Source organism: Sinomonas mesophila (genome assembly GCF_001999765.1).
Lineage (GTDB): Bacteria > Actinomycetota > Actinomycetes > Actinomycetales > Micrococcaceae > Sinomonas > Sinomonas mesophila.
Genome location: NZ_KV908324.1, coordinates 96226 through 108795, shown reverse-complemented (window position 1 = coordinate 108795; position 12570 = coordinate 96226). Strand labels below are relative to the sequence as shown.

The 12570-nt window shown below is 68.1% G+C and carries 14 protein-coding genes and 2 pseudogenes; 10 read left to right on the top strand and 6 right to left on the bottom strand.

Going from position 1 to position 12570, the window contains the following annotated elements:
* Positions 1-3 precede the first annotated feature (3 nt).
* Genes BV907_RS04340 through BV907_RS04330 form a run of 3 tightly spaced genes read right to left on the bottom strand, consistent with a single transcriptional unit; the run spans position 4 to position 1669 of the window.
* Positions 4-918: an SURF1 family cytochrome oxidase biogenesis protein gene (locus tag BV907_RS04340; RefSeq protein WP_077488502.1), complete on the bottom strand. Its 915-nt coding sequence runs from the start codon at positions 916-918 to the stop codon at positions 4-6.
* Positions 918-1190: a hypothetical protein gene (locus tag BV907_RS04335; protein WP_077488501.1), complete on the bottom strand. Its 273-nt coding sequence runs from the start codon at positions 1188-1190 to the stop codon at positions 918-920. The genes BV907_RS04340 and BV907_RS04335 overlap by 1 nt, the downstream gene beginning before the upstream one ends.
* A complete protein-coding gene (locus BV907_RS04330) occupies positions 1187-1669 on the bottom strand; it encodes a DUF3099 domain-containing protein (RefSeq protein WP_077488500.1) in 483 nt (160 codons plus the stop codon). The genes BV907_RS04335 and BV907_RS04330 overlap by 4 nt, the downstream gene beginning before the upstream one ends.
* Positions 1670-1850: 181 nt before the next feature.
* On the opposite strand from BV907_RS04330, the gene fabG reads away from it, so the two are divergent.
* Positions 1851-2576: a beta-ketoacyl-ACP reductase gene (gene fabG / locus BV907_RS04325; protein WP_077488499.1), complete on the top strand. Its 726-nt coding sequence runs from the start codon at positions 1851-1853 to the stop codon at positions 2574-2576.
* Positions 2577-2708: 132 nt separating this feature from the next.
* Entirely contained in the window at positions 2709-3452 is a 744-nt protein-coding gene (locus tag BV907_RS04320) for an SDR family oxidoreductase (RefSeq protein WP_077488498.1), read from the top strand.
* 130 nt (positions 3453-3582) lie between these two features.
* Here the strand turns inward: BV907_RS04320 and serB are convergent, their stop codons facing one another.
* Entirely contained in the window at positions 3583-4458 is an 876-nt protein-coding gene (gene serB / locus BV907_RS04315) for a phosphoserine phosphatase SerB (protein ID WP_077488497.1), read from the bottom strand.
* Positions 4459-4527: 69 nt separating this feature from the next.
* On the opposite strand from serB, the gene BV907_RS04310 reads away from it, so the two are divergent.
* The 8 genes and pseudogenes from BV907_RS04310 (at position 4528) to BV907_RS04275 (ending at position 10773) form a co-directional block, all read left to right on the top strand.
* Complete coding sequence (locus tag BV907_RS04310; RefSeq protein WP_077488496.1) at positions 4528-5349, top strand: ABC transporter ATP-binding protein; 822 nt, start codon at positions 4528-4530, stop codon at positions 5347-5349.
* 2 nt (positions 5350-5351) lie between these two features.
* Positions 5352-6149, top strand: a complete 798-nt coding sequence (locus BV907_RS04305; protein ID WP_077488495.1) for a sulfite exporter TauE/SafE family protein — start codon at positions 5352-5354, stop codon at positions 6147-6149.
* Between the two features lie 79 nt (positions 6150-6228).
* The gene (locus tag BV907_RS04300; RefSeq protein WP_077488657.1) at positions 6229-7047 is read left to right on the top strand and encodes a TrmH family RNA methyltransferase; all 819 of its coding nucleotides are present in this window, start codon (positions 6229-6231) and stop codon (positions 7045-7047) included.
* A gap of 725 nt (positions 7048-7772) precedes the next feature.
* On the top strand, positions 7773-8267 hold the full coding sequence (locus BV907_RS04295; RefSeq protein ID WP_077488494.1) for a hypothetical protein: 495 nt from the start codon (positions 7773-7775) through the stop codon (positions 8265-8267).
* Between the two features lie 223 nt (positions 8268-8490).
* On the top strand, positions 8491-8943 hold the full coding sequence (locus tag BV907_RS04290) for a DUF2247 family protein (protein ID WP_077488493.1): 453 nt from the start codon (positions 8491-8493) through the stop codon (positions 8941-8943).
* A gap of 403 nt (positions 8944-9346) precedes the next feature.
* Positions 9347-10042, top strand: a complete 696-nt coding sequence (locus BV907_RS04285; RefSeq protein WP_077488492.1) for a Hint domain-containing protein — start codon at positions 9347-9349, stop codon at positions 10040-10042.
* Positions 10043-10060: 18 nt separating this feature from the next.
* A pseudogene (locus BV907_RS04280) lies at positions 10061-10432 on the top strand (hypothetical protein); the annotation flags it as partial.
* Positions 10429-10773 carry a hypothetical protein gene (locus BV907_RS04275; RefSeq protein WP_077488490.1) on the top strand — a complete coding sequence of 115 codons (345 nt, stop codon included), beginning with the start codon at positions 10429-10431 and terminating at the stop codon, positions 10771-10773. The pseudogene BV907_RS04280 and the gene BV907_RS04275, both read left to right, overlap by 4 nt.
* An 18-nt stretch (positions 10774-10791) precedes the next feature.
* Here the strand turns inward: BV907_RS04275 and BV907_RS18710 are convergent, their stop codons facing one another.
* Both BV907_RS18710 and BV907_RS04270 read right to left on the bottom strand, forming a co-directional pair.
* Positions 10792-10929 (bottom strand): hypothetical protein, encoded by a 138-nt coding sequence (locus BV907_RS18710; RefSeq protein WP_175637365.1) that lies wholly within the window; start codon positions 10927-10929, stop codon positions 10792-10794.
* Between the two features lie 112 nt (positions 10930-11041).
* Positions 11042-12373, bottom strand: a pseudogene (locus BV907_RS04270) (ISL3 family transposase).
* Positions 12374-12570 lie beyond the last annotated feature (197 nt).

Sequence of the window (12570 nt, the reverse complement as noted above, 5' to 3'; positions counted from 1 at the left end):
GGACTACCGGTAGCCCTGGGCGTCGAGGATCGCGTCCTCCTCCTCCTCGGAGGTGGGCCGCTTCCGCTGCCGCGGCCCGAGGCGCGCCGCCCTCGCGGCGGCCCGCTCGGCGGCCTCGCGCGCGGCGCCGTCGTCCCGGCCCTCGGCCTGTGCCGCAGCGTGCGCCTCGGCGGCGTCCGCGGCCTCGTCGATCGCGTCGTTGCGCGCCTGCTGGCGGGCGGCCCAGCCGAAGGCGACGAACATGAGGACGGCGAACGCGAGCCACTGGAGCGCGTAGGAGAGGTGCGTGCCCTCGTTGGGCTGCGGCTTAGCGAGGGGCGCCGGCGTCTGGGCCGCGGGCGGGGCCTCGCTCGCGAGCAGCCCGTACGCGCCCTCGAGGATCGGGTAGGGCAGCTGGGCCGCGTAGCCGGCGAGGTCGATCGAGGCGAGCTGCCCCTCCGGCGCGCCACGGTCGAGCGCGGGCTCGGCCGGGCGGAGGCGCACGACGACGTCGACGGTCCCCGACGGCGGGGCGGGCACCGCGTCCGGCCTGCCAGCCTCGGCGTTGCCGATCGGCAGCCAGCCGCGGTCCACGACCACGGTCTCGCCGGACTCCAGGCGCAGCGGGACGACGACCTCGTAGCCGGGCTGGCCGTTGAGCGGCCGGTTGCGCACGACCCGGGTCTGCCCGACGTCGTAGGTCCCGCGGAGCGCGACGGGGCGCCACTCGTTCTCGATGTCGAGCCGCCCGAACTCGCCAGCGGCCTCGGCGAAGGGCATGGGCGCGGCGTCGTAGTTCTGCTCGACGCGGTCGACGACGGCTCTGGCCTCGTCGAGGCGCGCGAGCTGCCAGCGGCTCAGGAGCGCGCAGGCGACAGCGAAGAGGGCGGCAAGCCCGAGGTACATGAGCCAGCGGCGGGAGAAGAGGAAACGGTACATCAGGCGGACGCCTCGAGGGGGAGCGTCTCGCGCCAGAGCATGCGCGTGCGCAGGTAGTCCTCGAGCCACTCGCGGTGCTCCGCGCACGCCAGCCACACCTTGCGCCGCTCAGGGGTGTGGATGCGGGGGTTGTTCCACAGCAGCCGCCAGGAGGCCGCGGCGCGGCATCCCTTGCGGGAGCACACGTGCTGTTCTTCGGGCCGGTCGCCACCGTTGGCGCGGCTGACACCGTCGGCGCCGTCCGAGCCGGGGATCATGTCCAGCAGGTTCACGCGGCGCCGGCCTCCTTCTCTCTGGTGTCGGTCTCGTCGTGGTCCGGCTCGCTCGGCCGGGCGTCCTCCGGCGCAGTGTCCCCGGGCCGCTGGTACTCGGCCTCTGCCTCGTTCTCGACGACTTCGCCCTGGATCGTCTCGGCGTCCGCCTCGTGCGGCGCCGCGGGACCGATCTCGGCGAGCGGCGCGGCGTCGAGCATGTCGCCGTCGTACGTCTCAGCCTGGACCTGGGCGTTCGCGATGACCACAGCGACCCACGGGAGGAACACCGCGCCTGCTACCGCGATGAGCTTGAACCACCCGTCGAGGACGAAGATCAGCACGATGCACACCATGCGGATGCCCATGGCCACGGCGTAGCGGACCATGCGCTGATGCATGTCGATGCTGTGCCCGGGCGCGGCGGCGGTGATGCTGTGGACCTCCGCGGCCTCCCCGGAAGCGTCGTGGCCGGTGCGGCCTGCAGGATCTCTCGTCATCACACTCCCAAGCAGTGTCCATTGTCCCACCCGGCGCGGAGACGGGCCAATCGGCGCGGGCTGGCGCTCGTAACCGCGGACGCCGCCGGGCCGGGCTCCCGCTCGAGGTGTCCGCGGAGGCTAGGATTCTCGGTGAACAGGCGCCGGGCAGAGGCGCCCCGATCCCTTCTCAAGGAGCACCGTGACCCTGGAAGCACCCTCCCCGCGCAGCGTCCTCGTCACCGGCGGGAACCGCGGCATCGGCCTGGCGATCGCGAAGGCCTTCCTCGCCAACGGGGACAAGGTCGCCGTGACCTACCGGAGCCCGTCCGAGCTGCCGGAGGGGATCCTCGGCGTCCAGGCCGACGTCACCGACGAGGCCTCGATCGACACGGCCTTCAAGGCGGTCGAGGAGGCGCACGGTCCCGTCGAGGTGCTCGTGGCCAATGCGGGCATCACGAAGGACACCCTCCTGCTGCGCATGAGCGAGGAGGACTTCACGTCCGTCCTCGACACGAACCTCACGGGCGCGTTCCGCGTGGTCAAGCGCGCCTCCAAGGGCATGATCCGCCTGCGCCGCGGCCGCGTGGTCCTCATCTCCTCGGTCTCCGGCCTCTACGGCGCCCCCGGGCAGATCAACTACTCCGCCTCGAAGGCCGGACTCGTCGGCCTCGCCCGCTCCTTCACCCGCGAGCTCGGCTCCCGCGGCATCACGGCCAACGTCGTGGCCCCGGGCTTCATCAACACCGACATGACCGCGGAGCTGCCCGAGGAGACCCAGAGGGACTACCTCTCGAAGGTCCCGGCCGGCCGCTTCGCCGAGGCGGAGGAGGTCGCCAACGTCGTGCGCTGGATCGCGAGCGACGAGGCCGCCTACATCTCCGGTGCCGTGATCCCGGTCGACGGCGGCCTCGGCATGGGCCACTAGGCCCACCCCGGCCGCGGGTTCCGTGGGTTCGGTGGGTTCTGTAGGTTTCCTACAGGGCCGAGGCTTCGCGGCACTGGCATGATGGACCCCGGATCAGATTCTTTTGGACACATGCGACAGCGAGGAGTTCGGATGGGACTGCTGGAGAACAAGACAGCGATCGTGACGGGATCGTCGCGAGGGATCGGCGCAGCGACGGCGAAGATCCTCGCCGAGGAGGGCGCCGCCGTCGTCATCAACTACCGCCAGAAGGCGCCGCGCGCGAACAAGGTGGTCGCCGAGATCGAGGCGGCCGGGGGCCGCGCCGTCGCCGTGGGCGGCGACCTCACCAGCGCGGACGACGTCGACGCGCTCGCCCAGGCGGCGCTCGACTCCTTCGGGAGCCTCGACGTCCTCGTGCTCAACGCCTCGGGCGGCATGGAGTCGGGCCTCGGCGAGGACTACGCGCTCAAGCTGAACCGCGACGCCCAGGTGAACATGCTCAAGGCGGCCGTCGAGCGCATGAAGCCGGGCTCGCGCGTCGTGTTCGTCACGAGCCACCAGGCGCACTTCATCGACACGGTCCCCACGATGGACGCCTACGAGCCCGTGGCCCGGTCCAAGAACGCCGGCGAGAAGGCGCTCCGCGAGCTCATCCCGTCCCTGACGGAGAAGGGCATCTCGTTCGTGGTCGTCTCCGGCGACATGATCGAGGGCACCATCACCGCGACCCTCCTCGACCGCGCCGCCCCCGGGGCGATCGAGGCGCGCCGCGAGGCCGCCGGCAAGCTCTACTCGGTCGAGGAGTTCGCCGCCGAGGTCGCGAAGATGGTCACGGCGGACGTCCCGACCGGCCACACGGAGTACGTCGGCGGGGCCGGGCACTTCCAGGCCTGACCTCGCATCGCAGGGACATGACCCCGCATCGTTGAGAGGTGGCCCCGCATCGAGTCCCGATGCGGGGTCACCTTCCTGCGTTGCGGGGTCACCTTCCTGCGTTGCGGGGTCACCTTCCTAGGATGCGGGGTCACACCCCCGCGAGGTGGCGGACGATGTCCAGGTACGGCAGATCGATCGCCGCGTCGGCCGCCGCGCGGACCTTGGGCTTGGCGTTGAACGCGACGCCGAGCCCGGCCGCGCCGAGCATGTCGAGGTCGTTCGCACCGTCGCCCACGGCGACGCAGTGCTCGAGCGGGATGCCGTGCCCGCCGGCCCACTCCCGCAGCATGCGCTCCTTGACGGCCCGGTCCACGACCTCGCCGAGCACCCGCCCCGTGAGCCGGCCCTCAACCACCTCGAGCTCGTTCGCGAGCGCGTGGTCGAGGCCGAGCCGCTCCGCGAGCGGGGTGAGGATCTGGTTGAACCCGCCCGAGACGACGCACACGACGTGCCCCGCCGCGTGGAACGCCTCGATGAGCTCCTCCGCGCCGAGGGAGAGCACGACGGCGGCGCGCACCTTCTCGATGACCTCTACCGGCAGCCCGGCGAGGGTCGCGACGCGCGCGTGCAGGCTCTGGGCGAAGTCGAGCTCGCCGCGCATCGCGGCCTCCGTCACGGCGGCGACCTCCTCGCGCTTGCCCGCGTGCTCCGCGAGCAGTTCGATGACCTCCTGCTGGATGAGGGTCGAGTCGACGTCCATGATGAGCAGCTTCCGCTCGGCCGCGCGCAGGGCGGAGGGCACCAGCGACGCCCCGATCGCGAGCCCGGCGAGGGCGTCGCGCGCCTCGCCCAGCCGCGCGCCGTCGAGCGTCATGTCCGCGGCGAGCACCTCGTAGCGCGCGTCGCCCGCCCGCTCGAAGGGGCCGACGACGGCGCCCGCGCCCTCGAGGGCGCGGGCCGCGGCGGCGGCGTCGGCCTCGGACAGCGAGGCGGCATGGAGGACGGCGGCGAAGTCAGCAGGCATAGCCCAAGATTCTAGCCAGCCTGGGCGCGGTTCGCCGTGGGCGAAGCATCTGCACTAGGGTCAGAAGTCATGAGCAAAGTTCTCCGGCTGTCCGGCGTGAGCGTCGTCCGCGGGACGAAGACGCTGCTGAACGGCATCGACTGGCAGGTGCGCGAGGGGGAGCGCTGGGTCGTCCTGGGGCCGAACGGGGCCGGCAAGACCACCCTCCTGCAGCTCGCCGCCGCCCGCATGCACCCCTCGCGCGGCACCGTCGACGTCCTCGACGAGACCCTCGGCAGGGTCGACGTCTTCGAGCTGCGCCCGCGCATCGGGCTCGCCTCGGCCGCCCTCGCGGCCCAGATCCCCGAGCACGAGAAGGTGCTCAACGTCGTCGTGACCGCCGCCTACGGCGTGACGGGCCGCTGGCGCGAGGCCTACGAGCGCGACGACGAGCGCCGTGCCTTCCGCCTCCTCAACGAGTGGGGCATGGGCCCGCTCCTCGGGCGCGTCTTCGCGTCGCTGAGCGAGGGCGAGCGCAAGCGCGTCCAGATCGCCCGCGCCCTCATGACGGACCCCGAACTCCTGCTCCTCGACGAGCCCGGCGCGGGTCTGGACCTCGGCGGCCGCGAGGAGCTCGTGCACCGGCTCTCGGAGCTCGCCGCGGACGACGCCGCGCCCGCCCTCGTGCTCGTCACGCACCACCTCGAGGAGGTCCCGCCCGGGTTCACTCACGCGCTGCTGCTGCGCGACGGCGGGGTCGTGGCCTCGGGCCCGATCGCCGAGACCCTCACCGAGGCGAACCTGAGCGCGACGTTCGGCATGGCCCTCGACGTCGTCGCGCGCGACGGGCGCTACACGGCCACCGCGAAGGACGGCGCCGCGGCCCGGGCCGGTGCGCCCGCCGCCACCTGAGAATGGAGTTCTGGCGCGAGGCGCTCGTCTTCCTCGGCGGCCTGTGGGCCGGGACGATCAACACGATCGTCGGCTCCGGCTCCCTTGTGACGTTCCCCATCCTCGTGGCCCTCGGCTACGGGCCCGTGAACTCGATCATCTCGAACGCCATGGGCCTCGTCGCCGGGGGCTTCTCGGGCGCCTATGGGTACCGCCGCGAGGCCGCGAGTGCCAAGCGCACCCTGCTGCGGCTGGCGCCCGTCTCCCTCGTCGGCGGGCTTGTCGGAGCCTTCCTGCTCCTGACCCTGCCCGAGCGGGTGTTCACCTTCGTCGCGCCGGTGCTCATCATCGTCGCCATCCTGCTCGTTGTGTTCCAGCCCCGCCTCTCGGCCTGGGCCAAGCAGCGCCAGGCCCTCGGGCACGTGCCGCCCGAGGAGGCCGACCACCAGCGGCTCCCGGCGGTCCTGTACGTCCTCGTCTTCCTCATCGGCGTCTACGGGGGCTACTTCACCGCCGCCCAAGGCGTCCTGCTCATGGCCGTGCTCGGGATCTTCTTCCACGGCACGCTCCAGCAGTCCAATTCGATCAAGGTCGTCCTGACCCTCGTCGTGAACCTCATCGCGGCCGTGTCCTACCTGCTGTTCGCGTTCGAGCGGATCAACTGGCTCGTCGTGCTGCTCATCGCCGTCGGCTCCACGATCGGCGGGTTCCTCGGCGCCGGCATCGGCCGCCGCATGCGGCCGGGCGCCCTGCGGCTCGTCATCGTGCTCCTGGGCCTCATGGCCCTCGTCGACATGGTCTCAAGGCTCGCCCGTGGCTGAGCAGTCGCCGAACCCCGCTGATCGGGCGGACACGCACGACGGCGCCGCCCCGCCCGCCGTCGTCGGCCCGCCGAACGTCGTGCGCCTCGAGAGCGCCGACGACCCGCGCGTCGCCGACTACACCCAGCTCACGGACGTCCACCTCCGCAGGGTGCGCGAGCCCGCCGAGGGCCTCTACATCGCCGAGTCCACGCGCGTCCTTCGCCGCGCCCTCGACGCCGGGCACCGCCCCCGCTCGTTCTTCCTCGCCGAGAAGTGGCTCGAGGGCCTCGCGGACGTGCTCGCCGCGCACCCGGACGTCCCCGCGTACGTGGGAACGCCCGAGCTGCTCGAGGAGATCACCGGCTTCCACCTCCACCGTGGCGCGATGGCCGCGATGCACCGGCCCGAGCCCGTGCCCGTCGAGCGGCTGCTCGCGGACATGTCCGATCGCACTCGCGGACGGGGAAGGTCGAGGATCGCGGTGCTCGAGAACCTCACCGACCATACGAACGTAGGAGCGGTTTTTCGCAGCGCCGCAGCGATCGGCGTCGATGCTGTGCTGGTGACACCGCAGTGCGCGGACCCGTTGTACCGCCGCTCGATCCGCGTGTCCATGGGGACGGTGTTCCAGGTGCCGTGGACGCGGATCGAGTCGTGGCCCGAGGATGTTGAGCTGCTGAAGGAGGCGGGCTATGTCGTGGCGGGGATGACGTTGGGGGAGGGCGCGATCACGCTCGACGAGCTGGTCGCCGAGGACCACGAGAACCTGGCCCTGGTCTTCGGCACCGAGGGCGAGGGGCTTACCCCGGAGACGGATAGGGTACTCGACCGGCGGGTCACGATCCCGATGATGAACGGCGTCGACTCGCTGAACGTCGCGGCCTCGTCTGCTGTTGCCTTCTACGCGACCAGGTAGTGGCTGAGCGCGCAGGCCCATGATCTGTTGCGGGTCACCACGTCTCGGCAACTGGATCCACCTCACTGCGGTGTCCGCAGAGGCCGCCGCACGGGGATGTGTCCCCCATCCCGGCCCGGCGTGGCGGCCCACCCAGATACCCGCGACGGTGGTTGGGAAGCACGGCATCGGACAGCGTGAACAGGCTCTCCGGAATGTGAGGGGCCTCCGCTAATGTCTGGGTGAAGCGGCCGCGAGGGCCGCTGGATTGGGGGGTCCGATGGAGGCGAAGGCTTCTGCGCGGTACGCGGCTTTGGTCCGGTGGGCAGAGGCAGCGGCGGAGTCCGGGCATGACGTGCCGACAGTGGAGGTACTGGAGGTGCTGGCCGCAACGAGGTCTTTGGAGGCCCCAGGGGCGGAGCACGTTGGCGCCGTTGGAGGCCTTGTATCAGGTGCCTACTTTGACATCAGCGTCGGATGTCCGGACCCGGAGAGATAAATGACAAAACGTGAAATCATCGGATCGGGCTTAGGCCTGATAATTGTCATCGGAGTGACAGTACTCGTGATGTCCTTCATGCTTCCGCCCAGCCACCCAAATTTTCCTCCAATGGTAGGAACGATCGTGACGGTCTTCGTTCTCATCGAGGTAGCCCGCAATCTCTGGGTTCACATAAAGCGGCAAACGGGCGACAGCCACTAACCCAGGCTCTGGTCGTGTTCCAATACTTCAGAGTTTTCACGCCATGACCGATCTCATCCTGCCTCTCGATGACGTACTTTCGAGCGTGGACTCCGAGCTGTTGGGCTGGGAGGAGGCCACCGCGCACATCGATGAGGTAGCCATGGCGGTAACACTGCATTGGCGGACGTCCCCTTCGACGCGGATCCATTGGAATTCTGACGCGTGGAACGAAGGCCTGGTCCAGGGTGGGCCCGGCGAAGCTGACCCCAGTCCGAAGGTAACGATCACCGACGTCTCCGAGCGGTGGCGCGACCTTAGCGGGAAGCGCCTCACAGCGTGCACGTTCTCTCATTCGACCCGGCCAAGTGACCTTCCATGGGCGATGAATCTCCAATTCGCCTCCGGCGCGAACCTGGTCATAGCGCTGGGCGAGCTGCTGGACGGGCAGCCGAGCTACATGCCCGACACGCTGCTTGTGATTGGGACGCGGGAAGCCGCCGAATCCTACAGCCACCCGGCGGCGCTCGGAACAGCTTGGGGCGATCGCCGCGAGTAGCGTCGTCCGCAGGCCTTCAGCGCGAAGGGCATAGTGCACAGGACTTCGATCACTTGTGCAAAAGACTTCGAAAACTGACAGATGGCGTCTCTCGCACATTCATTCAGATGCCGGGCGAAATGAATGATATTGCAGGTCGCTTTGAGTGGATCTTGGACGGCGACAAATTAACCCACCAAAATTTTGTCCGACGCGGAACGATCAATGGGATTCCAATCAAGCCATGACTGAAGACTTAGTGAAATTTCGACTGACTGCAGCGTTTGTGTTGGCTCGCCTACGCCTTTTGCCATCGGAGTTGGCCTATGGATACACACATGGATGGTTTACGACCGGCAGAGATCCCCGATCTTTTGAGCCACCGGCAATTCTACTGAGCAATGACTACGATCGAGTTCCCGATTTAATTTCCGAGATTGATGAAACGACAGAGAACGCCGACCGAGTCTGGCTCTTTCTGGCACTCGACTGGCTTTATGAGCACCGAGATGAATACTCCGAGCCACTTGAGATCGTCGAAATGATATATTCAGACTTTGATTATCCGGCGGAAATCGAGGGGTTCGTCAGATTTATGCCCCCGCCCCCAGGAGCTGCGACTGGCAATACGGCCATTGAGCGGAGATGGCGCGAATACCTTCGCCAGAGATCAGAAGAGTACGCGAGTAGGCCGTAGTGGGGGTATGCGGGGATCTACGCAAGAAATGAGCGACTCGCGAACCACTTGCAGGTCGAAGGCGATGAAGCTCGCAGACCGCTGCCGCCGCGAGCTCGGCGGCGCCGCGGGCGCATTCCTAGATTGTTTCAACTGTCTGGGACAGCAGCCATTGGGTGTCGGGCACGGCCAGCCGAGATACTGCTTGGAACGATCGCCGTGAATAGCGTCGTCCGCAGGCTGGTCGGCACGGAGGCCTTGTGCACAGGACTTCGATCACTTGCGCAGACTTCGAAAACTGACAGCTGGGACCTTCGAACCCTACGGACGCCCCCGGGCCACAGGCCCGAACAACCCCAACGCCCCACCCCTGGGCTGGCTCGGCCAATACCAAGACCCCCACCGGACTCACCCACCTGCGCGCATGCCAGTACGACCCCACCGCGGGCATGTTCCTCAGCACCGACCCCGCAGCCAGCACATCCTTCTCCGGCGCCTACACCTAGCCACGGCCGACCCGCTCCGCTACCTCGACATCACCTCCTGGGACGAATTCGTTGTCGGCGTCCAGGACGTCAGCGGCATCGTCTCCGACGTCGCCGGCGTGCTCGCCATCGCTGCCGGGGCAGTCCATGCCGGCACCAAGGCCATCCAGGCCTACAGCACCTGCAGCACCGGCAAAGGCTCCTGCGGCGGCGCCGTCGCCGAAGCACTCCTCTCAACCGCCGCCATCATCCCCGGCGGCAGGCTCATCAAGGGAGCCGCCAGCGCGGCAAAGACAATGGCCAAGGCCTGCTCCTTCTCCGGAGCCACGGTGGTGCTCATGGCAGACGGCACGCACAAACCGATCGAGGACGTGAGCGTCGACGACATAGTCATCGCGACCGACCCCGAGACCGGGGAGCAGGAAGCCAAGACCGTCGAACATGTCTGGGTCCACGACGATGTCGTGATCGACCTGGTTGTGGATGGTGAGGTCATCACCACCACTGAGGACCATCCCTTCTGGTCCGTCACCGACCAGCGCGTCGAACGCGCTGACAAACTCGAGCCGGGCGTAGAGCTCCTTAGCGCGGGTGGCCAGACTGTCAGTGTCTCGGGGCTCGAGCTCGGGACATGACGGCAGACGCTCACCTACAACCTGTCAGTGGAAGGCATCCACACCTACCACGTCGGTCAATCCGAGATACTCGTTCACAACACCTGCACCGATGACATCCTGCCTACGCCTCAGGTGAGCAGCACGAAACTGCAGAACATCGCCAACAACCTCTACAAGAGGACGACCAACCCGAACAGGATCGGGAACGGCACGACAATGGATGCCATCATGAACGAAATTGCGACAAGCGCCCAAACTGGCAACAAGTGGCACACGATCAAGGGGCAAGAGTCGCTCCAGGGGCTAAATAACTGGCTCCGCAAAAACCCCGATGCTCCATACCACGACCGACTCGTTGCCCAGAGTCTTGCCGATGAGCTGTCTGTCGTTCTTGGAGGTTCTGGATGAGCGTGGCAACCGAGAACGCGATCCAGCAGCTTGTGGCGACTCACCCCGCCCTGGCGCCCGTCCTGGCCGAGCACCTCGAAGACAACTTCGGTGAGATGCTTCCACACCTTGTGATGGCGGATGTTGTCGGGTGGCTCGTGGCCCACCGCGACTCGGATCCCGCCATATGTGCATCGGTCCTGGCTTGGATGGACACGAGATTCGACGAGGGCCCGGATGATGTTCGAGGTCTCATAGCGGTCAGCGGAGTCCAGATGATCCCTGACCCAGGCCAACCTGGATCAGAATTGCGGGACTTGCTCGGGCCAGCACTCCGTGAAGTGGATCCTTGGCGCGCGTGATTGCTTTGGTCAAAGCGATCACGCGCGCTCTGCGCGCCAACCCGCCATTGGCCCTTGAACGGAGCGTCGTTGCAACAAACGACGGCGGACGCTTTCCTGCACTACATCCAGGAGAATCATTAGCTCCGCCGCCTGAAGCCCGAGCGTGATGTTCATGTGGTAATCGCACCCTTTTGACTGGTATTGCACCGATTGCAGTATCACTCTTCACAGTGTTATTCGTAGACCCCCGGGAGCGGGGAAGACCATGCTGGTCCAAAAGGGCTCTTCACAATCCGGGGTGTAGTCGGGGTCTGAATCCGCCGGTTTCGAGCAGGGACCTGGCGATGTAGTTCGTCAGGTTGCGGAAGCCCAGGGCTGAGCCGCGGAGGTGCTCGAGCCGGCCATTGATGGCCTCGGTGGGCCCGTTGCTGGTGCCGGGTCGGTCGAAGTAGGCAAGCACGTCGGCGGCGCGCTTCTTCAGCGTCCGTCCCAGGCTGATGATCTCGACCAGCGCTGCCGGGACGCCGCTGGCGACGGAGTCGATCACGGCCTGCATCAGCTCGCGGCCGCGGCACCGGTCGGGTTCGCGGTAGGCGGCGATCAGGCGCTGGTAGATTCCCCATGTAGCCTCGACCTCGACGTGGGCCTCGCCGTGGATGTCGGCGGCGAACAGGTCCGCCAGCCGGTCCTGCTGCCTGTCGGTGAGCAGGTCCGCCCCGGTGTGCAGGGTCCTGCGCGCCCGGTAGAGGGGGTCGTCCTTGCGGCCGCGGTGGCCGTGGATGGCCTGCTGGACGCGGCGGCGGCACCGGTCCAGGGCGTCGCCGGCGAGGCGGACGACGTGGAAGGGGTCCATCACCGCGGCCGCGTCGGGGAGCTCTTCGGCGGTGGCGGTCTTGAAGCCGGTGAAGCCGTCCATCGCGACGACCTCCACCCCATCGCGCCAGGCTTGGGGACGGGCTGCGAGCCAGGTCTTGAAGGCCTGCTTGGAGCGGCCTTCGACCATGTCCAGCAGCCGGGCCGGGCCGGTTCCCTAGCGCACGGCGGTGAGGTCGATGATCACGGTGACGTACTTCTCGCCGCGCCTCGTGTGGCGCCACACATGCTCATCGACGCCGATGGCCTTCACCCCGTCGAACCGGTCGGGATCCTCGATCAGGGCCCGCCTTCCCTCGGCCAGGACGGCGTCGTTGGCGGTGTTCCACGCGACCCCGAGGCCTTCGGCGACCCTGGCCATGGTCAGGTGCTGCACGACGATCCCCTCCAGTGCCCACCGCAGCCCCCGGCGGGAGAGCCTGGCCCGCGGCTCGGCCGCCCGGGTGGTGTCCTGGCTCCACACGTGCCCGCACCCCGGGCAGCGGTAGCGGCGGACCGTCACGAGCAGGGTGGTCGGCCGCCAGCCGAGGGGCTCATGCGCCAGCGGCCGTGTCACCGTGTCACGCGGCACGTCTTCGCAGCCGCAGCGGCGGCACCACTGGTCCGGTTCGACGACCCGGCAGGCCAGGACCGCGCGGTCCGGCTCGAGGCGTTGGCCGACGACTTCGCGGCCGAGCTCCTCGACGCGGGCGAAAGCGGACAGGTCAGGGCAGGCGAAGCCCACAGCAGGAGTAGCGTTGGACAAGTCGAGGTCTTCTGGATGGACGGCGTAGGAACCCCCATCATCGGAAGACCTCGACCTCTACCCCGCCACCGACGCGCCGGGCCCGACTACACCCTCATCCGTGAAGAGCCTCCAAAAGGCCTCAGTACAACCCCTGCCTAGGCATAGCCCATCGAGGGTCACCCTTGTCGGCCCCTCAATGCGATGAATACTGAGGG